The 24,248-nt window shown below is 47.3% G+C and carries 20 protein-coding genes and 1 pseudogene; 8 read left to right on the forward strand and 13 right to left on the reverse strand.

Annotated elements, in window-relative coordinates; genetic code table 11:
• On the reverse strand, positions 1-430 hold a 430-nt coding region (locus tag OXN25_15580), incomplete at its 3' end, for a hypothetical protein (GenBank protein ID MDE0426274.1).
• 170 nt (positions 431-600) lie between these two features.
• Between OXN25_15580 and OXN25_15585 the strand changes: the two genes are divergently transcribed.
• From OXN25_15585 to OXN25_15595, 3 genes are all read left to right on the forward strand, one after another.
• Positions 601-1,191 (forward strand): Uma2 family endonuclease, encoded by a 591-nt coding sequence (locus OXN25_15585; GenBank protein ID MDE0426275.1) that lies wholly within the window; start codon positions 601-603, stop codon positions 1,189-1,191.
• A 634-nt stretch (positions 1,192-1,825) separates the two neighbouring features.
• Positions 1,826-2,164, forward strand: coding sequence for a type II toxin-antitoxin system RelE/ParE family toxin (locus OXN25_15590; GenBank protein MDE0426276.1), 339 nt, complete (start codon positions 1,826-1,828; stop codon positions 2,162-2,164).
• A gap of 5 nt (positions 2,165-2,169) precedes the next feature.
• Entirely contained in the window at positions 2,170-2,526 is a 357-nt protein-coding gene (locus OXN25_15595) for a transcriptional regulator (protein MDE0426277.1), read from the forward strand.
• Positions 2,527-2,539: 13 nt separating this feature from the next.
• Here OXN25_15595 and OXN25_15600 read toward each other — a convergent pair whose 3' ends face one another.
• The 6 genes from OXN25_15600 to OXN25_15625 all read right to left on the reverse strand — a co-directional run bounded on the left by OXN25_15600 (position 2,540) and on the right by OXN25_15625 (position 7,247).
• Positions 2,540-2,791, reverse strand: a complete 252-nt coding sequence (locus OXN25_15600; GenBank protein ID MDE0426278.1) for a hypothetical protein — start codon at positions 2,789-2,791, stop codon at positions 2,540-2,542.
• Positions 2,788-3,162, reverse strand: coding sequence for a DUF2752 domain-containing protein (locus tag OXN25_15605; GenBank protein ID MDE0426279.1), 375 nt, complete (start codon positions 3,160-3,162; stop codon positions 2,788-2,790). The genes OXN25_15600 and OXN25_15605 overlap by 4 nt, the downstream gene beginning before the upstream one ends.
• A gap of 47 nt (positions 3,163-3,209) precedes the next feature.
• On the reverse strand, positions 3,210-4,604 hold the full coding sequence (locus tag OXN25_15610; GenBank protein MDE0426280.1) for a hypothetical protein: 1,395 nt from the start codon (positions 4,602-4,604) through the stop codon (positions 3,210-3,212).
• A 39-nt stretch (positions 4,605-4,643) separates the two neighbouring features.
• Positions 4,644-5,258, reverse strand: a complete 615-nt coding sequence (locus tag OXN25_15615) for an RNA polymerase sigma factor (GenBank protein MDE0426281.1) — start codon at positions 5,256-5,258, stop codon at positions 4,644-4,646.
• A gap of 167 nt (positions 5,259-5,425) precedes the next feature.
• A complete protein-coding gene (locus OXN25_15620) occupies positions 5,426-5,893 on the reverse strand; it encodes a hypothetical protein (protein ID MDE0426282.1) in 468 nt (155 codons plus the stop codon).
• Between the two features lie 64 nt (positions 5,894-5,957).
• Positions 5,958-7,247, reverse strand: coding sequence for a glycosyltransferase family 4 protein (locus OXN25_15625; GenBank protein ID MDE0426283.1), 1,290 nt, complete (start codon positions 7,245-7,247; stop codon positions 5,958-5,960).
• Between the two features lie 251 nt (positions 7,248-7,498).
• Here OXN25_15625 and rpmB point away from each other — a divergent pair, with 251 nt between their 5' ends.
• Positions 7,499-7,708 (forward strand): 50S ribosomal protein L28, encoded by a 210-nt coding sequence (gene rpmB, locus OXN25_15630; GenBank protein ID MDE0426284.1) that lies wholly within the window; start codon positions 7,499-7,501, stop codon positions 7,706-7,708.
• A gap of 49 nt (positions 7,709-7,757) precedes the next feature.
• On the opposite strand, the gene OXN25_15635 is transcribed toward rpmB, so the two are convergent.
• Together OXN25_15635 and recJ are read right to left on the reverse strand one after the other, a co-directional pair.
• Positions 7,758-9,962, reverse strand: coding sequence for a bifunctional (p)ppGpp synthetase/guanosine-3',5'-bis(diphosphate) 3'-pyrophosphohydrolase (locus OXN25_15635; protein ID MDE0426285.1), 2,205 nt, complete (start codon positions 9,960-9,962; stop codon positions 7,758-7,760).
• Positions 9,922-12,498, reverse strand: a complete 2,577-nt coding sequence (gene recJ / locus OXN25_15640; GenBank protein MDE0426286.1) for a single-stranded-DNA-specific exonuclease RecJ — start codon at positions 12,496-12,498, stop codon at positions 9,922-9,924. Before recJ ends, OXN25_15635 begins: the two co-directional genes overlap by 41 nt.
• Positions 12,499-12,904: 406 nt before the next feature.
• Here recJ and OXN25_15645 point away from each other — a divergent pair, with 406 nt between their 5' ends.
• The gene (locus tag OXN25_15645) at positions 12,905-13,162 is read left to right on the forward strand and encodes a 4Fe-4S binding protein (protein MDE0426287.1); all 258 of its coding nucleotides are present in this window, start codon (positions 12,905-12,907) and stop codon (positions 13,160-13,162) included.
• Between the two features lie 118 nt (positions 13,163-13,280).
• On the forward strand, positions 13,281-13,613 hold the full coding sequence (locus OXN25_15650) for a DUF971 domain-containing protein (GenBank protein MDE0426288.1): 333 nt from the start codon (positions 13,281-13,283) through the stop codon (positions 13,611-13,613).
• Between the two features lie 6 nt (positions 13,614-13,619).
• Here the strand turns inward: OXN25_15650 and OXN25_15655 are convergent, their stop codons facing one another.
• Together OXN25_15655 and OXN25_15660 are read right to left on the reverse strand one after the other, a co-directional pair.
• Complete coding sequence (locus OXN25_15655) at positions 13,620-14,189, reverse strand: YkgJ family cysteine cluster protein (protein MDE0426289.1); 570 nt, start codon at positions 14,187-14,189, stop codon at positions 13,620-13,622.
• 761 nt (positions 14,190-14,950) lie between these two features.
• Positions 14,951-15,151 (reverse strand): annotated as a pseudogene (locus tag OXN25_15660) (cold-shock protein).
• Between the two features lie 893 nt (positions 15,152-16,044).
• Between OXN25_15660 and OXN25_15665 the strand changes: the two are divergent.
• A complete protein-coding gene (locus OXN25_15665) occupies positions 16,045-17,334 on the forward strand; it encodes an amidohydrolase family protein (protein MDE0426290.1) in 1,290 nt (429 codons plus the stop codon).
• A 21-nt stretch (positions 17,335-17,355) separates the two neighbouring features.
• Here the strand turns inward: OXN25_15665 and mtnA are convergent, their stop codons facing one another.
• Both mtnA and OXN25_15675 read right to left on the reverse strand, forming a co-directional pair.
• Positions 17,356-18,396 (reverse strand): S-methyl-5-thioribose-1-phosphate isomerase, encoded by a 1,041-nt coding sequence (gene mtnA / locus OXN25_15670; GenBank protein MDE0426291.1) that lies wholly within the window; start codon positions 18,394-18,396, stop codon positions 17,356-17,358.
• A 74-nt stretch (positions 18,397-18,470) separates the two neighbouring features.
• A complete protein-coding gene (locus OXN25_15675) occupies positions 18,471-20,108 on the reverse strand; it encodes an acetolactate synthase large subunit (protein ID MDE0426292.1) in 1,638 nt (545 codons plus the stop codon).
• Between the two features lie 279 nt (positions 20,109-20,387).
• Between OXN25_15675 and OXN25_15680 the strand changes: the two genes are divergently transcribed.
• Entirely contained in the window at positions 20,388-24,245 is a 3,858-nt protein-coding gene (locus OXN25_15680; GenBank protein ID MDE0426293.1) for a S8 family serine peptidase, read from the forward strand.
• The last annotated feature ends 3 nt before the right edge of the window (positions 24,246-24,248 follow it).

The raw sequence follows: 24,248 nt of genomic DNA on the forward strand, positions 1-24,248 counted from the left end.
ATTTCGCAGCTATATTGATCACTGCTAACAAAATGTAAACACTACGTAGACATTTCTGTGTCGCCTCAAAAATGGCTGCGTTGCTCTCAAGGACCTGGACCGGCGATGCCTCTTGCACATCAAACAGGGGACCTCCCCAATACTCCCGCGCCGGTCTATACTCGACGTAGTTATCGTTGCAGTACGCATGCCTTCTAAAGACCGCTATATGTTCTTCACCAAAAACGGGGAGGAAGTCATAGTTTGGGTTTATGAACAGATTTTTCTCCGCAAAGGTGTGTTCACTCTTACACGAACCGCATTGGTAATAATCGTTGAAACTGCCATCTGTGTCATCTATGATGCGGCATCGAGATTCGACCCAAAAGCGCGGGGCATTTCCGTTACCAACAGTGTTGATAAAAGAAAGTCCATAATCAAGACAATGCATTGTTTTTCCTTTCGATGTGGTATATGATTCATTAAATCCATTTTATCTTAACAATGTTCACGTGTCAATCGGCATCTCTTGTTTTATCTTGGGTGAAGACATGTAAAAATCTTGACATCCGCCCGGAACTGCGCTATAATAAAATTACTAAAAATTTATGGAGAAGAATCATGGCGACCCCTGCAGCACAAACCCACCTCACACCGGAAGAATACATCGCGTTTGAACGCAAATTCCTGCCCGATTCAGAGATAGTTAGACATGAGTATATGGACGGAGATATTATCCCAATGTCGGGTTCTAACCGGGCACATAATCTTATCACAGGCAATGTCGCTGGTGAACTCCATACCTGTTTGAAAGGCACTGAATGCTTTGTTTTCATCAACGAAATGCGTATCGGCATTCCCGAAGCCAAATCCTATTTCTATCCAAATGTCGGTGTTGTCTGTGAAGAACCTCGTTTTGAAGATGACCTTTTCGACACGCTTCTGAACCCGATTGTTGTTGTAGAGGTGCTTTCCCCATCAACCGAAGCGTACGACAGAGGTGACAAATTCGCACACTATCGTCAACTCCCATCGTTGCAGGAGTACATCCTTGTTGCCCAAGACCGAGTCCTTGTTGAACATTACCGTCGTCAAGAGAGACAGTGGGTTCTCACCGATTTCCAAACCCTCGATGAAATTCTGCCCCTCCCTTCTATCCAATGCGAATTGCCTTTGCAGGAAATTTACGAGCGCGTCACATTTCCTGATTAGGACTTTCGGCGAGCCATACAAAATAAGGAGAAAACATGTGCTGCTCATTGTCTGAATCAGGATATAAATTACCAACACATTTTAACTTGACAAAATTTAGCAAATAGAGTATAATATAGTATGAGACTTCCCAAAGGGACGAACATTGTATCAATCTACAAAGTACTGGCGCGGAAACCGACACAAACGTTTTCAGCCGACCACAGAAGTTTTTTACTGACTGCTGAGAGTGGAACGCCCTGACCGCTGACCGCTAACCAAAAATGTTACACTTTTCGCCAAATTATTTTTTTCAGAAAAGAAAATTAAACGTCAACAAACCCTTACGGCCACTGGGTTTTCTAAAGTTACACGCCACACACAAAATGTTACACTGGTGTAACATTTTGAAGCCAGATCGCCTGAAAAATATGCTGTTAAGTTAAAACTATATTCACGGCTGTATAATCCTGCAAATCCTTGAATCCTGTCCATTCTGATTTGCGGCGTACTCGCCCCGGTTCAGGTTTCCCTAAGGCATTCATACCGTTGATTTATGCGACGTGCATTCTGACAATCCGCTGCCAAAATATGTCCACACCCCTACGCCGTGAAAAGAGTTGACAATTCGCTAAAAATGCTTTATCCTTAAAATATGCAAATTCGCCCCAGAGAGATACTCCACTATATTACGTCAAGCGGAAGCAATCCATATCAGCGATGGTACATGCGAATTAAGGATCAAAAGACCCAGATAGCAATCTCAAATAGAATTTCACGATTACGATCAGGAAACTTTGGCGATTTCAAGCGATTGAATAAAGACTTATACGAATTGAGAATCCACTACGGACCTGGGTATCGCGTCTACTTTGGGGTCTTTCAATATGACATTGTGATTTTACTTTGTGGAGGGACCAAAGGAACACAACGACGGGATATTATTAGGGCACAAAACTATTGGGACGACTTCCTGGAGCAAATGAGGGAATAATTACCATGAATATAAATGTTAAACTTCAACAATGCACAACCCCTTTTAAAGACTATCTTCTTAAAGACCTTGCACAACCAGAATTTGCAAAAGGTTATCTTGAAGCTGCACTCCAAGATTTTGATAAAGATGGCAACATTGAGATGCTCTTACTCTCCATGAAAGATATTGCAGAAGCGCAGGGCGGAATTGAAGAACTTGTCGCGTGGACAAATCTCAGTCCACAGGCTCTCACCTATCTCCTTAATACCGAGCACCCACCCCAATTGGATAAAGTGCTGGATATTCTCTCCACGTTAAAAGATGCCCACCACTCAAAACATGCCGTCATGGAGAAGCACAATGAAAGTCAAGGCAGTTAGGCAACCAACGAAATTAGAAAATTCCGAATCCCAAGACGAGGCGGATGGCTCCCAAGAAAATAGCGACGGCACAAAGGACACACCCGGCAATCGCATACTCTTTGTTTGACGATAGCGCCAGCGCGAGGACACTGAAAAGTAATCCAAAGACGGCAAATGGGATGTTAAGGTAATTGATAGAACCGAGACAAGGGATAAAACCTACGACCATTCCAAGAATAGCCAATATCCCCCAAACTAAACTGAGACCTGAGAGTAGATTCATGAATTAATCTCCAAGTTATGACTGGGAAGCGTCGCTCCCAGATTTTTAACAAAACGTGTTGTGTATTTTAAAGTGAGGACTGCACAGAACGTATTGAGTGCAAATAGAGAGTAGATATAAAGACTCAACGGATTCAAGTGATACGCTTCCGTGAAGTCTCCGCGTGAGATGGCATAGAATGCGCTGGTCATTCCGCAGAAAGCACACGGTTTCTGAAATTTGACTTGCGATATGCATTCGGGGACGAATTGCGCTAACTGGTGGTGCGGCACGATAAATGGCAGCAGAAGCACGATAAGGACCCCCATACTCACTATGAGCCAGACGAGCAGTCCAACTAACATTAATTCGCTACGTCTATTGCCGAACATGTTATGCCTCTTTCATTGGCGCGGTTGGGAAAACCGCGCCTACCTTTTTAGTTCTCTTCTTCGGTTTTTCTGAGCATGATACTTCCACCAACGGAACGGAGCTTGAGAAGCGGACCGCCGCCGTTGATCGTTCCCTGCAACTCGTTAGGTTTGACGGGACCTCCCTCGACCGTCACCGGTAATTCTGTTGTTACCGCACCACCAAGTACTTTTGCCTCAACTGTCGCTGCGATATCTGGAACGAGCGAGATATTCATCCCGCCTCCTATCGCCTCTAAATCCAGCAATAGGCTTTGACGTGTAGACGACTTTTGAAGTTGGCAACGGATAGTGCCGCCCGTCGTTTTCGCAAGGATGGGACCATCGTTTTCTACTTCAATACTGCCACCAGCCGTTTTTACGTCTGCGCCGCCTTTGCAGCGACGTAGTGTGATATTCCCGCCGGAGGTTCTTCCATTAACGACCCCAGTGACATTGGCAAATTGAAGGTTTCCGCCAGAGGTCTTCGCTTTGACATCACCCGTTCCTGTCTCAAGTGTCATATTCCCGCCGCTTGTTTGAAGGTCAACATCGCCGTTGAATGCCTTGAGATCAATGTTCCCACCGGAGGTCTTCCCCTGAATACATCCTGTTATATTTTCCAAACGGAGTCGGCTCCCAGCTGTTTTAGCATTCACGTCTCCGGTTATATCAACAGCGGAAATTTCTGCCCTTGCTGTTTTCAAATCGAGGGAGTAGTGTCGAGGCACAACGAGACTAAACTGAATGTCTAAACGTTTTTGTGCCTTTTTCCACTGTTTTTCGGAGCCTCTGAATTTTGCTTCGATTTTAAGGTCAGAGGCTTCGTGTGTCAGCTGGACCTCGAAATTCTTGAGGATTTCTCCTGCCCGTCGGTCTGCTTTCAACTGTGCAGAACGTTGCACGCGCACGGAAACAGTGTCAGTCTCCGCGCTCTGTACGTCAATTGCGCCGAAGTCCGTATTGACGGTTAACTTGCCCCCAGCTGCGACAGGAAACACTTCGGTTATATCTTCAAGCGTGGTCTCGGTTAAGAAATCTGGGACCGCTCGCCGAATCAAATCACCGAACGGTTTATCTGTGAGTTCCTCTGTTAGGTTTTCCATGAACCTTTTTCCGAAAAAACTATCGAACCATCCCTTGAAATCGGAAACGGTGTCCAATTCTTCGTTGAGGTATGCTGCGAGCTGATGGCATGCGATTCCGATTTGACCAAAAGACGCATCGTCCGCAAGTTCTTCAAAAAGTCTATCAGGCACAGCACTCAGGTCGCGCAGACGTTTGAGGATGTTATTGAATTGGGAGATGCATCGCTGTTCGCCGCCCTTAAAGGCATCTGTCAAGGCTGCATCCTCTGTGATTTTTGCGGTGTGCTCAAGCGTATGAAACAGTGCTTTGAGTTCGTTCGGTCTTGGTTGTTCCATAATTTTTTACCTCTCTGTAACTGACAACTAACAACTCGCTTATATATCCACTCCGTACCCGCGTTTTTCCAAGATCGTTTTCAGGAGATCCTTCGCTTTGTGCAACCGCCATTTGACAGTCGTCAGCGGAATAGACAAGAATTCAGCGATCCGTTTTTGCGGCATCTCTGCCCAATAGTAGAGTTGAATAACCTCTTGATAATCGTTAGGAAGATCTTGTATGGCATCTCTAATAGCCTCTTGCGTTAACTCCCGTTCTACAATGCGCGCTGGATCCGCTTGTGATGTATCTGATACTCTATTTAAATGGAGTTCCATATCTTCTTCTGGTTGGTAGCGGCTGGCATTCTTATAGTAACGCAAAGCGCGGTTTCGAGTAATAGAGTGGAGCCATGCCCCAAATCTGTTCAGATCGGTGAGTTGTGGGAGTGCCTCAAAAGAACGCAAAAACGCGTCCTGCACGACATCTTCTGCATCGGCAGAATTTTGGACAATCTGCTGTGCGACTGTCAACATCGCGCGTCGATAACGGTTCACCAATACATCAAACGCTGATGTATTCCCTGCAAGTGCCGCGACGACCAACTCGGCATCACCTACTTCAGTTACTTCTTGACTTTGTAATATCGGCTTACAAGCTTCGCCTACAGACATGAAAACGCTCCCTTCTTGCTTATTAGAGACACCTTGTGTGAAAAGGATAGTAAAAAGTGCGTTTTTTTGAAAGTGCGCCGATAGGCGGAAGGGTAAGAAAAGAAACACAGCCGTTGACCTCCGACAGATCAATGTCAGAGGCGCAACGGCTTCCTTTAGAAGATGTGCTATGAAGTAGGTCTATAGAGCATAACTAAGCATCCACCGAGTGCAGCGAGCAAGATGCCTGCAACGAACTGCCAGCGGACTGTGCCCCATCCCCCTGCAGGCGGATGTGACAGGGTCGCAACGATAGCGTTTACAATAGGCGCGCCTGCGAAAACAATCGACATCACAACGGCAGGTCTACCGCCAGCACCAAAAGCGAGTAAGACCCCAAACGCTCCAATCGCACCAACAAGTCCTGCCACGAAGGACCAAGAAACCCCACTGCCTGTGAATTGCCAGTTAGATCCGATGAGCATCAAGGCAGAGCCGATGACAGCGGCGAGTAGGTAGGCAAGTCCGACAAAGAGAAACGCTTTGTAACGTCCATGTACGGGATCTGCCATCGAAACCTGTCCTTGATGTAGAAAGACACCGTAAAGTCCCCATGCTGAGACGGTCATGAAAACAAAAATCAACCATTTAACCATAATTCGTTCCTTTTCGATTTTTTGGCGAGTCCGCTTCCAAAGCGCGCCCGTAGTTGTTAAAGTATTAGGTATAGTTTCCAAACACCTTCAAGAGTTGTTCCGCTACGACTTCATCATTAAAGTGCTGATGCACATTGATTTTTCCGGTTTTCCCGAAATGCTCACGTTGATCGGTATCGTTAAGGAGCTCCATAATGCCGGCTGCCACTGCTTCAGCCGATTCAGGTTCGACAAGCACACCGCCCCCGGTTGCCTTAAGCATCTCAGGGAATGCGCCGTGCCGGGGTTGGACAACCGGGACTCCGTTAGCGAGTGCCTCTATGATAGATAATCCTTTAGATTCACGGTAAACGGTAGGAACTGAAAAGACATGCAGACGATTGAGGAAATCAATTTTTTCGGTGCGCGTCACTTCGCCATAATGCACAAAACTGTCTGATAACCCCCACGCCTGAATTTGGTTTACGAGTTCTTCAAGATAGGGTTCATCTTTCTTCCCAAGGTATCCAGCGACATGGAGTTGAACGTTATCAGCACCGAATGTCTCAGCGACTCTACGGAAAGCATCCACCAAAATATGTAATCCTTTTTCAGGACAAATGCGAGCCAAATAGCCGATAATAAAAGGTGGCGGTTCGAGTTTCTCAATAGGGAGACCGTGTCCGTCCATGTTTAATCCGAGTGGAACCACGTCAATCTTATCAACAGACAATTTAAGATAGACATCCGCCATAAATTGCGCATAGTATTGACAAGGTGCGATAAATCCGTCCGCTTCAGCAGCACGCTCCTGGAGTAGATCCAAGGCTTCCGTTTTATACGGCTCAATTAGATCTTGCAGGAAGATGTCTTCGCCTTGAAGGCCACAGATAACTGGAACATCTAACACCTTTTTAATTTCTCTGGTGAATCCAACCAACATGGAATTGGTGAGGTAGACGATATCGGGTCTATTCTCCTCAGCGATCCATTTGACCAATTTCGTCAATTCCTTCTTTTGATGCCCTTGTTCAGCCCGGAGCATAGATACAGTCAACTGCCCGAGGTCTCGCGCATCGGTTGAGCTGCTAAACCGCGCCAATCCGTTCAACAGCGTTGGACTGTCCAGCAGTCTGTCAAATGCCCATGGCGTGTGCCTGAAGATCGAAAGCTTCTGTTGGAGATAGACGTTAACGCCGCCGAAAAAAACTCGGTCTAAACTCACATTCGTCTCATCTGTTCGGGTAGGGGTATAGGTAGGTATAAGCGCGATGTTATGCCCTTGTTTCTTCAGAACTGTGGCGATAGTGTTGTCGTGTATGCAAGTTCCGCAGTACATTCCGGCAGCACCTGCGGTAATATAGGCGACTTTCATATTTTTTATTTTGGTAACCAATGTTTAAGGAAACGAAAATTACTTCTCCCGTATTGAAAGAAATGGGCATGCAAGGCTTGGGTATGTAGTATTAGTATATCAGATTCTGAGAAAAAAGTCACATCTATTTTGGGGCTTCGGCTATCGGTTGTCGATGACAAAGAAATTTGCATTTCCCCTGTAATTGTGGTATTATTAATACTTAGGTTTAGAAAAGGGATTTAGTGAAAAAGAAGAGAGGAGAGTGAGACATGTCACGCATCTGTACGGTCTGCGGTAAACGTCCCATAACAGGCAACCAGATTAGTAAATCCGTCCGGCACACAAAACGCCGTTGGATGCCAAATCTACAACGGGTTCGGGTTCAAACCGAGGAAGGCACGAAGCGAATCCGTGTCTGCGCCAAATGTATACGGAGCGGGAAAATTACCAAAGTTATATCGAAAATGCCAGCGGCTTAATAGGGAAGTACGTCTCGACTGAAGATTAGGCTCACACCACGAAGTGAGATTAGAACTTACGGGTGACACGCTGTACACCCTTTAAACGACGAATCGCCTGCATGACTTCTTCGAGTTGTCCAGCCCCTGTAACGTCGATTGTGAAATAGTCAGAAGCTGTTGCCTCAAGACGTTCTATGGAGGGTTGGAAATTCCCAGATCGGATGTTTACCTTGTACTTTGCGATAGCAGTTGTGATTTCACCGAGCATCCCGGGACGGTCACTGCACTCCACAAAGATTTTTACAGGATAGATGTCAGGAGGATGGTTTCCATTGTCGGCGGGAGACTTTTCGAGCCAGGTCACAGATAAAAGTCGTTCGGGTTCATCAAGGACACGGATACACCCTGCTCTATGGACAGAAACACCGCGTCCGCGAGTTAGGTAGCCGACGACCTGATCCCCTGGTATCGGATTACAGCATTTCATGATCCGCATCATGCCCAAATCAATGTCATTTTCGAGTTGTATGGCTGGGGCTGATGCGGTTTTTCGCGCTCGGATACTCTCTTTCGCAGCCTCAGGTTTCGGGGTCTCAGGTTTTAACAAATTAACAACCTGAGTTGCCGACTCATTGCCGTTGCCGATTCGGACGAAAAGTTCATCAAGGTTCTTGAGTTTGAGTTGCTTCGCGATATCCAATAACTTCGGAGAATTGAGATAGTCACGCGAGGTAAGAGAGGCAGCACGCAGTTCAGCGTCGAGAAATTTTTTGCCTAATTCCAGTGCGTCAGCCCTATCCTTTTCACGAAACCAGTGTTTAATTTTCCCACGGGCTGTAGCGGTTTTGACGTAAGGTAACCAACTCCGGCTCGGTTTCCCATTTGCCTGTGTCCGAATTTTAACTTGGTCTCCATTCTCAAGCACGCGTCGAATGGGGGCAACACTCCCATTTACCTCTGCCCCCACACATGTATGCCCGACATCCGTATGAATTTTATAGGCAAAATCGATGACAGTAGCCCCCGCGGGTAAGGTAAACAAATCACCTTTCGGAGAAAAGACGTATACTTCATCTTGGAAGAGTTCAAGTTTCATTGACTCCACGAACTGATGTGGGCTGTCTTGGATTTCCTGTATATCGTCAAGTATCTGCTTATAACTGGCGAAAATCGAACGTCCCTGCTCACTTCTGGGAACCCCTTCCTTATAACTCCAATGCGCAGCGATACCGTCTTCAGCGACCTTATGCATCTGATATGTGCGAATCTGGACCTCTACCGGTTTACCGTCATCAAGAATCGTGGTATGGATGGATTGATAGCCGTTTTTCTTAGGCTGTCCGATCCAATCGCGAAGTCGGTCTGGATGATAACTCCATTTGTGATGGAGTGCAGCGAGTGTGGTATAGCAGTCAACGTTGGTTTTGACGAGGATCCGGAGTCCAACGAGGTCTCGGATTTCGCTGAAGGGTGTCCCTTTCTGTTGTATTTTCTGGTAGATGCTGTAGATGTGCTTTGTCCTGCCGTGGACATCGGCAAAAATGCTGCGGTTCTCAAGTTCCTGTCGAATCTGCTTTACCATTTTCTCACAATACGCCTCTCGCTCGTCAAGTTTTTGATTCAAGAGTTCAGCAATTTTCCGATATTCTCCAGGATAGAGATGCTTGAACGCTAAATCTTCAAGACGACTCATGATACGCCAGATGCCGAATCGGTGTGCGATCGGTGCGTAAATTTCCAATGTCTCTTTTGCGACCCGTTGGCATTTCTCGCTCGAAAGGAATTTCAACGTCTCCATGTTGTGGAGTCGATCTGCGAGTTTAATAAGAATGACCCGCATGTCTTCCGCCATCGCTAAAAGAAGTTTGCGGTAGGTTTCTGCTTGGCGCTGCCGATGGACGCGGTCCTCAACCGTGGTTGTAGCAACAGGGGCAGGCAGAAGAGAGACATTGAGATGATATTGACCTATCTTTGTGACACCCTCAACAAGATTCGCGATATTCGCACCAAACCTTACCTGCATCTCTTGACGTGTGATACCGGTATCTTCAAGGACATCGTGCATGAGTCCTGCACAGATTGTGTGCGTATCGAGCCGGAGTTCGGCAAGTATTTCAGCAGTTTTGACGCAATGCGTGAAGTACGGTTCACCAGATTTCCGACGTTGTCCTTTATGGGCATCTTGTGCGAAGCGATAGCATCGCTCCAGCAGTTCAACTTCTGCATCCGGATTATATGCTTGAATCTGGGTTATTAGGGACTTGAGACTCATCTTCTATAATCTCCCACATAGATTCAATATTTGCCTTCAGTTGAAATTCAATAAAAGCGGGGCATGTCTGTTTAATCCATTCCCCCTCAAGATATGTACCAGAAAAGGATAAATCATTTTTCTCGGCAGGAAGGAGTTTGACAAGCCTCTGCCCCGGTTCACCATGTCGTGTAATGTACCGCAATTCTTCAAAGATCGTGAGTCCAGTTTGAACAGTCAGGGCTCCACCGAGTTTACCATTAAGCATTTCTGCTTCGGGATAGCCGACGACACCGTTGGATTGGATAGCCTTTCGCATATCGGCGTATAAGTGACGTAAAACCTCTTTTGTCGGATATTTTTGAGCAATCCAATTGTGTATATGCGTTGCATCCGTGTCGTTATAGATAAGATGCAGATAGGAGGTGCTGTCAGAGACGAAAGCAGGTCTACACCGTTTGAAAAATGCATCGGAATTCGGTGTTAGGTGGCAGAAGACAAAGTGTGGAACATACGGAAACGCTTCATAGTGCGAAAAAGTGCTACTTGAAGCGATTGCTCGGAGTTCACCACTATGGAGCTGCTTCAATAACTCAGCCGTTTCAACCATCGAGGTTGTTGCATCGTGCCGCGCGATGCCTTCAATACTCTCGGGTAAAAGTTTGGTGAGGAGAAGATCCAACATCTCCTCGTCCTGTACATAAATTATACAGGACTCTTCCCTGGCGAGCAAGTTTAAAAGGTATTCTTTTTTATTTCCGTTCCGTTTGTCAACGAGCTTCACAGGAGAGGGCTCGTCGCGTTTTGGAAACACGTCCCATTTCATCCCCCTACTTTCGCGGCGAACCTGCCAATCCTCAAGGGTGAGTTGGACAGATCGCCTGCCCTGCCATTCGTTGATTTGTGGAGAGAAGGCGATATCGAGGGATAGGTTGGAACCTATGAAGTCGACGCGTTTTTCTCCTGCGCGCCATGCGATAGCCCGCCGTCCGATCTTTCCATCTGTTAGCGTCATACGTAGATGATTTTTCTCCGGTCCCATCAGGGAAGGGCCGTCACTAATATTGAGGCGGCGTGCTCCAAAAAGGAACTTAGGATTGTTTTGTCCAAAGGGTTCAAATTGCTCAAATTCCTTTAGTGTTTCTAACGTTAGAAGTGGCAGATGTGTTTCAAACTCAAGGTCAAGTTTCGGTTGTAGTTCCGCTGCCGTTAGACAATTAGAAGCGACTTCGTTGAAAGCGACTCTGAATTGCGGGATATTCTCAGTTTTGATTGTCAGCCCGGCTGCCGCTGCGTGTCCACCGTGTTTCACGAGCAATTCCGTGCAATCAACGAGTGCATCGGCGAGGTTCATTCCTTCTATACAACGTCCGGATCCAGTCGCTTCATCACCGTCAATAGCAAGCACAATCGCGGGTTTGTAATAGGTTTGAAGCAGGCGAGAAGCGACAATCCCGACAACACCTTGTGCTTTTCCTCGCCACCTGTCGCTGGCAACAACAATCCCGATGGTGTTATCCGCTATTTCGGTTTCAATTATCTCAACAGCCTGCTCTTGAATCTCGCGTTCTAATTCCTGCCGCTCCTGATTTGCCTTATTGAGTAGCGGTGCAATCCGAGCCGCAACGTCATCGGAATCGGTGGTGAGCAGCTCAACCGCTTTATCCGCAGTGTCCATCCGCCCAGCGGCATTGATACGGGGCCCCAATTTAAAAGAGAGGCTATATCCATCAAGCGGTTGGTCGAGTTTGTGTCCTGCGGCTTCGCATAACGCGTGAATTCCCGGACGTTCGCGCTTGTTAAGCTCGGCTAACCCCAAACGGCTCAAAATTCGATTCTCCCCAGTGAGGGGTGCCATATCCACAACTGTCCCTAAGGCGACCAAATCCAGTTGGGACTCAAGAAATGATCTATCGTTTACTAACCCTTGCGCCAATTTGAAGGCTAACCCGACCCCTGCAAGTTCGGTGTAAGGGTATGTATTTCCCGGCACCTTCGCCGAAATTACGGCGTATGCGGGTGGCTGCTCTCCCTCTGGTTGATGGTGGTCAGTGACAATAACGTCCATACCGAGTTGATTGGCTAACGCGACCGCCTTAACAGCATTGATACCGCAATCCACAGTAATCAGCAGTTTGGTGTTCTTTTCGCGGCGGATTTTTTTCACGGTATCTTCACTCAGTCCATAACCGTCTCCGAACCGATTCGGAATATAGTAATCGGCAGGAGCACCCAACCGGCGAAACGTGTTGAGTAATAGTGCCGTTGCGGTTGTACCGTCAGCGTCGTAATCCCCATAGATACAGATTTTTTCACCCCGCGCCATCGCCTTATTTATTCGGTCAACGGCTTTACCCATATCAGCAAATTCAAGAGGGTCGTGTAATTCATCAAAAGACGGATAGAGATACGTTCGCGCCTCGGCAGCATCCTTTATCCCGCGATTGGCAAGCAGTCGCGCAGTGAAGATAGAAATCCCCAATTCCGACGCTAATTTTACACTACTATCAAAATTTGAATTTAGGAACCGCCACACTTTGCGGGAGGGTTTTTTCATGATGCTCCTTCCGTTGCTGACATCGGAAATCTGCATTTTGCGACAACATGGAGAGATTGCAAACAACACGTCTTTGACTCTTGATATATTATCATAAAAATTCGGGTTTGTCAAGTCTTTTAGTTTTTGGGGCAGTGTAAATTTAAATATAACTTGACAAAATGAATTGCACGTGGTATTATTTATAGTACCCTAATCGCAACTCAGTAAACAGCAGATTTTGGCAAAACTTGTAAACGAAAACGAACTCTAAAAACTGGCGAAATTTGAAAAAAAACGCCATACATGATAATGTTTTTTCTAACGCCTTCATCGAATAGGGATTAACCTCGTCTGTCAAATGAAGTTGCCCTGTTGTATAATACGGAGGCTTTATTGTAAATCAAGCGGAAAGGAGTTTTCTCGCATGACCTATGTGATTTGTGAGCCCTGTATTGAAGTTAAGGACAGCGCGTGCGTTGATGTCTGCCCAGTGGACTGTATTCACCCGCTACCCGATGCTGATGAGTTTGAGGATGTCGATCAGCTTTACATCGACCCGGAAGAGTGCATTGATTGTGGCGTTTGCGAACCCGAATGTCCGGTCGAAGCGATCTTCATGGAAGAAGATGTCCCGGAGGAATGGGAAGAGTTCATAGATATTAATGCTGAATACTTTGAATAACGGATAGTCCCCGCAACCCTTGGGTTGCGACATCTTGCACGGTTGTTGATTTGTGCGCCTACTTAAGATGCTGCAAATCGGCAACCGTGTTTTTTGTCCTCACTGATTTGGGCGTATTATGCAAAAATTTCAACCTACTCACATTGAAAGAAGTAACGCAAGTTTGAAGATTCAGTGGAAAGATTCGCATCATAGTGAGTTGTCCTACTCCGTTCTCCGCCAAAAGTGTCCATGTGCGCGATGCGACGCAACGCGTTCCGGTAAAGACCCTTTTCATATCTTACCGTCTGATGACTTTTTCAAAAATTTACAGCTTGTAGACATTCAGTTGGTGGGGCGTTATGCGGTGCGGTTGATTTGGAATGATGGACATCGTACCGGAATTTATACGTTCCAGTTTTTGCGAGAACTCAGCGAAGATGCTCTGGTAACTGAAGATGATAAGGTATAGTGGGTGCTATTCGGACAGCAGTTGCAGAACAAGATAGCAGTTAGGTGTCTTCTTCTCAGCCCCTAATTCACTGCTAAGCCTCTTACATTCATTCCAATAACGCGTATAATTGAGGGGTCGGTATCGGCGGCGTTGTGTAATAAAGGTTTTATGACAACACGCTAATTCATTGCCGTTATGAATCGGATATCCCCAGACCCGACAGATGACTGGACGGTGCTCGTAGACAGCACACACTCCGCCTATTAGCATCGGACACTGACCTTCAGGCGTGCCTTTTATCACCCCGATTGCTTTCATGCCTGCATCGGGTATGATGTTTTCAACATTGTAGCCGTGCGTCTCCAATTTTTTGATAGTCCGCTCGGCTTTCCGGCGGACATGCGTGCGAAGCTGGGGAGAAAGCATCCGCAACCCGATCTTCAAGTCCTGAGCTTCGACCTCACTAATCGCCATTGTTGCTGTATTCTGGCAGCAGGAGAAGCAGTCAGTTGGACACGGTGTGCCCCCCGACGCTTCACGCAAACGTTCAACATCGCGCTGAATCTCGCTAACAAGTTCACGATAGGCTTCCATAGCAACACCTAATCCAAGGAAAGCGCGTAAACAGCATGGCGGAAGATAACGACTTTTGCCCCATTCGCTAAAATCAGCTTAATCTCATAAGGACTCACCCAGTCTATCGTCCCATGAAAAATCTCTCCCTCTCGGAGTGTGATCTCAATCATAGATTTACTTCTTCGGGCACTCTGCACTGCCTCGGTATCCAGTTCACAGGTGTCGGCATCAGAAGTTAATTGCGTTAACTGCTGTGCCTTGACATCTTCATCAATATCAATAGCTGCCTGAACCCGTTCCGCGTCAACATCCTTATAGCAGTATTTAACATCCGTTTTAGCGACGTGCCGCTCCGTTCCATTGCTATTGAGGGTCAAACGTGAGAGCGTCATTTCAAGGACCGTTGCGGGAAGTTGAACATCGTCGGGCAATGCGAAAAACATCGGGGTTTCAAAGTTAATCTGTTTGAGGATGTAAAGGTCTCCGAAGCTGAGCTGTTTTGAAGTTTGTTCTTTCGGATCCTGGGTCGAAGTTTCAGCAGTGTCGAAATCTCTGGGGGAGATTGGCTGGCTCCTCGGTTTCGCAGTCGGTTTTGAAGTCGCTATAGAGACACTGCGGTCGCGGCGGCTCCGAATCGGCTTTGACCGGGGGGTTTCTTCCCTAAAGGTAGTACGTTCATTACTGAGGAATTGGTCTTGATGTTGCCCTGGGAAACCTGAGTAGCCACGCGGAATGATCGCTTTTCCTTGTCTCAGCCATCGGCGTTCTGTGGGAGTGAGCAACACTTCAACATTCTGGGCGACGAGTCCCTTCTCACCTTCAACAATGTTGTATTTGACCCGTTGACCGACCCGGAGTTCCTCGTATTCGGGTTGCTTAATGGCGGAACTGTGTAAGAAGACATCAGCATCACTGCTATCTTGGGCGATAAATCCGAAACCTTTATCGAAATTGTAGTACTTAATCCGTCCTGTAGGCATTATATGCTCCTGGCGTCTTGTCCATTTTCAGGAAGCTGACGCTAAACATTCACCATTTGCGTTCCTATGTGAGCATTTCTCTTTCATCAAGAAGCTGGCACGTCAGCCTCTCTGAATTTATTGTTTTTATTCACACAATAAACCTGCTGTATTATCAAATTCTTCAGCGTCAAAACCCTATGCTTTAGCGTGGGGATGTAGACACTGTTTTTTCTTGAAGTGATTTGCTAAACCTGCTATAATATTGAGCGTAATCGGCATAGGTTGTAGTTGATGCTGTGGTAGATATGCTAAACAAGTGAGACGACTATGTAAAAGCCTTACACCTCAAAACTTGTTGAAAATCTGCTTGACATACACAGTAGGGAAAGACAGGTCATGCTGAATCCCATTTGAAAATGTGTATCAAATTTTTTCGTAAGGACACTTCAGTGTCGCAGTCGGGGTAGCGTCTGTTGCAGGAGGCTTCGTAAGACTTGCTCGCAAGCAGAGGTCGTTGATCGCACGAAATCTTCTGTAGAGACTACTTTTGCAGAAGCCTCACTCTTTAGAGCGAGGTCTATCACAATAGAGCAACTTTGCGCATTTGTAGCAATTTTTGCAAGCCTACGCGTTTTAATAATATGGAGAATCCACAAATTACGTCCTGCCCACTATAACGTTATATAGTAAAACATAATTCAATATATTTGTCAAGTATAGTGTTGTGAACATTTCTTGCCAATTCGTTTTATATACTTGCTTTGCTTGATGTATGTAAATATTCTTACGAGATGTAGTCCGAAAAGTTACGCGATATTTCACGCGAACGCCAATATCAGCAAACCCAACCCAAATCTAAATAGCCGAAATGGAAATTCTGTTTCGAGTGTCTAATTTTTAGGAGACCTTACATGGCAACCACCGATTTAGCACACCATATTCAGTCGATCCGCCTCGTTGATACACACGAGCATATGCGGCGCGAAAACGACTGGGTCGAGAACGGTCCCGATATTCTCCAAGACTTGTTCGGGAACTATGTTCCCGCCGATTTAGTAACAGCGGGTGCCTCTCCAGAAGCAATGGGCGATCTAATGGACGCTTCCAAGGATATCGCGTCGCGGTTTGAAGGCATCCGAGAGGCATGGGAAGCAACTCAGTTCACCGGGTATGGTGAGGCTGTCAGCCTCATTGCCAAACATATCTATGGCCTTGACGAACTCACAGGCGATGGACTCGCAAGTGCCGATAACCTAAAGACGCTTCGCACTCCCGGTAAACGCTATCACATTTTACACGACCTCGCAAATCTTGACCATATCCAAACAGACGACTTCAGCTGGCCGTGTACCCCGGACACTTCCGGTCCTGACTTTTTTCTTTATGACCTCTCTTGGGCAACATTTTGTAACGGACAGATAGATCCAAGTGCCATTCACGCCGAAACAGGTGTTGAAGTCAGCAATCTTGCCTCTCTCAAACGTGGAATGGAGGCGATCTTTGCTAAACACGCCGGTTGTGCTATCGCTGTAAAATCGCAACATGCTTACAACCGCACGCTCAACTGGATCGAACGCAGTGACGCTGAGGCTTCCGATGCCCTGAATACTGTGCTAACACAGCCTGCTTCAGAAGTCGATGAAGCGACACGCCTGTGTCTCGGCGATTGGTGTTGGGCACGCGGTGTTGAACTCACGATTGAACACAATCTCCCTTTCAAAATTCACACGGGTTACTATGCAGGCAATGATCGGATGCCCGTCCGCCGTATTCCTGCTGGAAATATGTGTGCTTTGTTCGCTCGGTATCTTGACGCGAAGTTTGTCCTCATGCACATCGCCTACCCTTACAACGATGAACTGGTCGCACTCGCCAAGCACTACCGAAATATCTGGGTAGACTTCTGTTGGGCATGGAGCATTGATCCATACAGCTCACGCGATTTCCTGCGTCGGTGCATCCACGCCGTGCCGTCCAATAAGTTATTCGCCTTTGGCGGTGACACGGGTTGGCCGACGAGTGCAATGGCTTATGCCATCCAAGCGAGAAACGAGATCCGCCGTGCCCTTGAGGCAGAAATCGCAGACGGTTACCTCACGGAGAAACAGGCGATGGCGTTCGCGACTCGGATTATGAATACAAATCAGTATGCCTGTTTTGACATCGATGGCACCCGTGCAAACATTGCAAAAGCGGCATGACGTTACAGGTGAACATTGCGTTTATGCGTCGCGTAAGGCTTGCAGGCTCGTTGTATAAGGTGACCGCGCCACGCCTTTTTCAGTAATAATCGCCGTGACGAGTGACGCGGGTGTGACATCAAAGGCTGGACTATAGACCTTCACGCCTTCAGGTGCGGTTACCTTTCCGAACCCTTCGGTTACCTCTTCCGGTGCACGCTGTTCGATAGGAATTTCCGCACCGGTTTCAAGTGAAAAATCTAATGTTGAAGTCGGGGCGGCGACATAAAAAGGAATGTCGTGTGCATCGGCGAGGATAGCTACATTATAAGTGCCGATTTTGTTTGCAGTGTCGCCGTTGGCAGCGATCCGATCAGCCCCGACAACAACACACTGAATTTTGCCTTCTTTCATAACCTGTGCTGCCATATTGTCACAGATAAGGGTCACATCAATTCCAGCTTGCATCAACTCCCAAGTGGTGAGCCGTGCGCCTTGTAGCAAGGGACGCGTCTCATCGGCATAAACCTGTATCTGCTTACCGGCTTCGTGTGCACTGAACATCACAGCCAACGCGGTGCCATAGTCAGATGTAGCCAACCCGCCGGCGTTGCAGTGTGTCAGAATGGTATCGTTTTCATTTAGCAATGCCATTCCGTGTTGTCCAATCGCGCGACACATCGCTTTATCCTCAGCGATAATCTCTAAGGCCTCTGTGAGCAGCACCTCTTTGAGTTCAGAAATCTGAAGGTGGCTGTTCTGCTCGGCTACTCGCGTCATCCTATCGAGTGCCCAAAAGAGGTTGACGGCTGTTGGTCGCGAGGTAGCCAAGTAATCGGTTGCGGCTTTGAGTTCAGCCGCAAAAGCGTCATAAGTTTTCGCCGTAGAATTCCAGATTCCGAGCACCGTACCCAAAGCACCGGCAATGCCGATTGCGGGGGCACCTCGCACCCGCAGCGACTTAATCGCTTCCCAGATCGATGGAAGATCGTCACAATAAATCTGCTTAAATTCGTTGGGCAACAGCGTCTGGTCGATGAGTCGGATTCTACCATCCGCCCATTCAATTGTTGAAAATGCCATTTTTCGCAGCATCCCCTCCCTAAAAAAAACGAAGTATGTTGGTAAGTAAAGAAACAAAAAACTAAAATTATCCTTTAAATCGGACATGTCAGCTGACCCAGTTCATCGGTCAACCGTAGGTTCTCGGTGTAATCAACTGGGCAATCGATGATTGATGGGACCTTCTGGTTGAAAGCATCATTGAGGATAGGAACGAGTTCGTCACTACTTTCAACCCTGTAGCCCTTGGCACCGAAGGCTTCAGCATATTTGACAAAATCAGGGTTCGTAAAATCAATATGTGCAGGTCTTCCGAATCCGTTCATCTGTTTCCACTCAATAAGCCCATAAGCTTCATCATTGAAGATGAGTGTGACAAAAGGGACTCCGACTCGGACAGCAGTCTCAATTTCCTGAGAGTTCATCAAGAATCCGCCATCGCCGCAGACGGCTAAACATTTACGTTCAGGATAGATAAGTTTGGCGGCGATAGCCCCCGGCACAGCGATGCCCATTGCAGCAAATCCGTTGGAGATGATACATGTATTGGGTTTATAACACGGATACATCCGCGCAATCCACATTTTATGTGCACCGACATCGGAAATGAGAATATCGTCTTCAGCAAGTACAGAACGGACATCACTCAATATCTTTTGGGGTTTTATCGGAAATCCTTTGTCATCTCGGTGTTCATCGAGTTGATCGAGTATAATTTTCCGCAAAGTATTTGAGGCATATTCCGAATCTTTAGGATAAATTTCTTCTGCCATCAGATGTCTGAGGCTCTGCCGAATGTTCCCGACCATCTCGACATCAGTGACATAAGCGGCATCACTTTCACTGGCGTCGGTATCAATATGAATGAGTTTCTTGTCGCGATTTGGATTCCAGAGCCGAGGGTGGTATTCAACAATATCGTAGCCGATAGCGATGACGAGATCTGCCCGGTCAAACCCGCAAGAGACAAAATCGTTGGCTTGCAATCCAACACTGAGTAAGGAGAGCCGGTGTGTCCACGGGATGCTCCCTTTCCCCATAAAAGTGTGGGCAACCGGAATGTTTGTCATTTCAGCGAATTGGGTCAGTATTCGTGAGGCTTTTTGTCGGACGACCCCATTTCCTGCAAGGATGATAGGCTGTTTTGCATCGTTAATCAATTGCGCAGCGCGCTCCAGACAGGATGCGACAGGTTCCGCTTCGCTCGGATAGTCGTGTCGGATAGGTTCGGCATCAATCTGCATCTCTGCGACATCCTCGGGAAAATCGATGTGGGTTGCCCCGGGTTTCTCACTCGTTGCTGTTTTGAAGGCTTTACTGATAGATTCCGGTATGATTTCGGGTAGGTGGATGAGCGTGTTCCATTTCGTCATCGGTTTGAAGACGGAGACAACATCCATGTATTGATGCGATTCTTTGTGCATCCTGTCGAGGCTGGCTTGTCCAGTAATTGCGACGAGCGGTGCCCGATCCATATTGGCATCCGCAACGCCTGTAACAAGGTTCATGGCACCGGGCCCGAGGGTAGCGAGGCAGACACCGGCGCGTCCAGTGAGACGACCGTAGACATCCGCCATGAAGGCGGCCCCGCGTTCATCACGTGTCTGAATGAATTGAATCTTTGACTCCAAGAGGGCATCCATCAAATCCAAGTTTTCTTCGCCAGGTATTCCGAAAATATAGTCAACATTTTCGTTCTCAAGGCATTTAACGGTGAGTTCTGATGCTTTCATGATTCGACTTCCTTAGATGTATTGCTAATAGATAATGAGTCCTAAGTTAGTTTCCAGAATTTCTTAACGCTAAACTTAGAAATATTGATGACAATCAGCAAAAATTTGTTTTTTTCGATTCCGTCCTGTGCAATAATATAACAGATTGCGTCTAAAAAATACAGACTTAAATCCAGAGCACAGAACTATTCATGATGGCTTTTACAACATCCCGAACAAGTTCGGGCATCCACAGATAAATTCGCCCACATCATTCTGTAAATAAATATACGAAGGCTCATGAAAATAAATTTTATCTATCTCTACATTCTCGTGTTATTCGTAAACACACAAATCGTTTTTGCCCAAAGTAATTCAGAAGGCTTCCTTCATATCACAAACACCCCTGGTGAACTCATTGTACGCCTACATTCAGATGCTTCCGTTGGAGCACTTGACAGGTTGAATAAACGGCTCGGTGCTGTATCTGCCGCCCCTATTTTCTCACCAGCGACACCTGCCGGACAACACCCGCGTCTTAAGAATACCTACCTCATCCGATTCCCAATACAATGGGCATTAGAGCCGTTGCTGCAGCACTATGAACAACATCCTGCTGTTGAAGCAGTCGAATTGAACCGTCTCAGTCAGCCTTGTGTAGGAACGGTGCCAAATGATCCGGGTTATAGCGAGCAGTGGAACCTGAGATTAATAAATATGATAGAAGCGTGGCGTATTGCGCAAGGAAGTCCACAGGTAACAGTGGCTGTTGTGGATAGTGGTATAGCGACACGACATCCTGAATTCCGCTCACAACTCTGGCAAAATAGGGGTGAAATACCTCAAAACGGGATTGATGATGACAGAAACGGTTATATTGATGACATCAACGGTTGGGATTTTAGCGATGCGCCGACGCTACCCGGTGGTGGTGATTGGAGGGTGCGCGACAATGAACCTGAGGACGAGACTGGACACGGGACACATGTCTCCGGGATTATCGCTGCGAAAGCAAACAACGGGCTTGGGATTGCCGGGATCGCCCCGGAATGTCGTCTCATGCCGTTGAGAGCCGGTTTCAAATTTGGGGGCGGTGAGTATCTCCAAAACGACGATCTTGCTGCGGCTATCGTTTATGCAGCGGATAATGGGGCACAAGTGATTAATATGAGCTGGGGAGATACTGTGAACGCCTTCATCATAGAAGCGAGTTTAGAATACGCTTATGCCCGCGGTTGCGTATTGGTCGGTGCCGCGGGAAACTCAGGATCACTGGGATCTTACTATCCTGCCGGTCTTAAAACCGTTATCTCCGTCGCTGGACTTGGGCAGGAAAAACAATTGTATAGCGATTCTAATTTCGGGGCAACAATTGACATCGCTGCCCCGGGCGAAGAAATTCCGAGTACAGATATTGACGGTGGTTACCAAAACAGGTCTGGCACGTCAATGGCAGCGGCACATGTCTCTGGCATCGCAGGCTTGGTAATCGCTGCGAACCCAAATTATAGCAACACAGAAGTCCAAGAAGCCCTCACCGCCACTGCAGAACCATTATTTATCAATTCTCTCGTCGGTGCGGGGTCACTTGACGCATACGCCGTGCTTACGACTTCAACAGCGGTCATCGCTCAAATTGACGCGCACCAAATAGCATCCCACGTTGAAGGATCCAGTAATATCGAGATTTTCGGCAGTGCTGGCGGATCTGGATTTATTGAATACTGGCTGGAGTATGGGGTCGGTGAAGTCCCAAATTTATGGTTGCCTTTAGGACCTGTGCAAACGAAGCCTAAGTTTAATGCCTGTTTGCATAAGTGGGACACTTCTGACTTAGCGGAGAACCGATACACACTAAGACTTAGCGTCAAAACAGAAAACGGCGAAATCAAGAGAGACAGAGTCGTTGTTGACGTGAGTCACACAGCACCGCTCATTTCAAGACACGAATTACAGACATGGCTTGCAGGCGACAGAACCGACTCGGTCGTTACGTGGCAAACCGACGAAGTATCCATCGGTGAGATTGAGATTTTTGATATAACGGGAAACATTAGCAGGGCTGCCCGCTCAGATTCAGAGAACCTTCTCCATATTGTGAATGTATCCGATTTAGGTATCCCACCGGGCAGCTATATGTACCGATTGTTGGTGGCAAACCGCGTTGGACTTCTACGCATCGATGATAACAACGGGTCACTGTATCAGATTGAAACACAGAATACCCGGATTCAGCCGTTGCCCCTCTTGCAAGCCGCATCCGCTGAACAGGGGTTGCACGCAGTTGTCGCGCCAGTGGATATGAACGGAAATGGGAAATTGGAAATTATCGCCACTGAAATAGACACGGGTTCCGCAAAGATTTTTGAGATACAAGATAACGGCAGATTTGCGGCAATCTTTTCATTCGCCGAACCGCTATGGCCCCGGGCAATATCAGATACCGACGGGGACGGACGGATAGAAATATTGTGCAACGCTTTAGACGTAATCTTTTTACTGGAGCAACCCGCACAGGGCATGTTCCCGACAGAACGCATTTGGGAGGTCCAAGGGAATTGGAGCAAAACGATTATAGATGCGGATGCGGATGGGATAGATGAAATTATCGCGCGCGACGACGCTACTGACGCCATTTATGTATATGAGGCAAACGGAGATAACAACTACTATAGGACGGCTATACTCGAAAACCCGACGTTAGGGCACAATGGACTCAGCGCAAATTTTGTGACGGATGATTTCGATGGCGATGGGCAGATAGAAATTTTAGCTGGCGATAATGACAGTGAACTATTTTTGTACGAGGCAATTGGGGACAACACATACAGACAGACATGGGTTCACGCACTCCCTGAAGGTGATCCACAACTCTTTGCCGCTGGTGATATGGACGGCGATGGCAAAGCGGAATTCGCTATCTGTGCGCAGACCGGCACCGCAATCGGCACTACACCATTGGATATTCGTTACTATCACTGGGTATTGACCATTTTCACTTCGGAAGGTAATGATGCCTATCGCGCTGTATGGACACAACGGATTCGTGACGTGCGTGATGGTGGAAACGGAATGGTTATTGCGGACATAAACAACGATGGACGGAATGAATTGTGCCTCGCCACTGCCCCAAATTTCTACGTTATTCAATACGATAACGGAGGCTACCATCCGCTCTGGCACCATCCGGCGACAAACACCTCTAATCCGATCGTGGCTGACATCAACGGGGATAGGATGAATGCACTGTTGTTCAATAGCGATAACGCCTTAGCGGTCTTTAAAGCCTCGGCATTTTCAAGTTCGCAGCCGAAAATTTTCCTTAGCACACCATGGGGTATTACAGCGAAACCGGTTGACGAAAGTTCCGTGTTGGTCTCATGGCACACCTCGGAGAAATCCGTAACACACATCCTCTATCGTGGAGAGCGTCGGGACTCGCTGCAGCCGATTCGTGAAGGGATTCGGGAAACTGCGTTTACAGATAGTGGACTCACAATGGGAAAAACTTATTGGTATGCGGTTATGTCGCAGGACTCAAACGGCAGACGCTCACGCGGGTCCACTTTGGTGTCTGTTACGCCGACGCGACGCCCCAGATTACATGCAGCCGATTATTCACCGCCAAATCAGCTCTTGCTACAGTTTGACAAACCGATGGGATTGTCAACGACGCACGCTGGACGTTACCGGCTGCACAAACAAGAAGGAACAGAGAGTCATGCAGGAAGTTATGCACCGACTTCAGCAATTCTGGATAAGTCCGGACATCGGGTCGTGCTTACATTTTCCCCTGCCGTTTTCCGCACAGGAAATCGCTATCAGATTGAGGCACTACAACTTTCGGATATGGACGGTGCGGAACTTGCAGACGACGCGAGAACATTGACAGTCCTACTGCCAGCACCGACGCTAACCGAGACAATCGTCTATCCGAATCCAGCGGAAGGCAATGCGGTTACTTTTGATAAACTCCCTATTGGAACGAATATTTACATTTACGATGTCGCTGGAAACTGCATCGCTGCGTTTGAGAGGACGGAACGGGAGAGGGATAGAAAGGTTTGGGATCTTTCTGGAATTAGTAGCGGAATTTATGTCTATGTCCTTAAATCAGAGACAGATCGACGTATCGGCAAACTTTCGGTCATCCGTTAAGTC

Source organism: Candidatus Poribacteria bacterium, from assembly GCA_028820845.1.
In the GTDB taxonomy this organism is placed as follows: Bacteria; Poribacteria; WGA-4E; order WGA-4E; family WGA-3G; genus WGA-3G.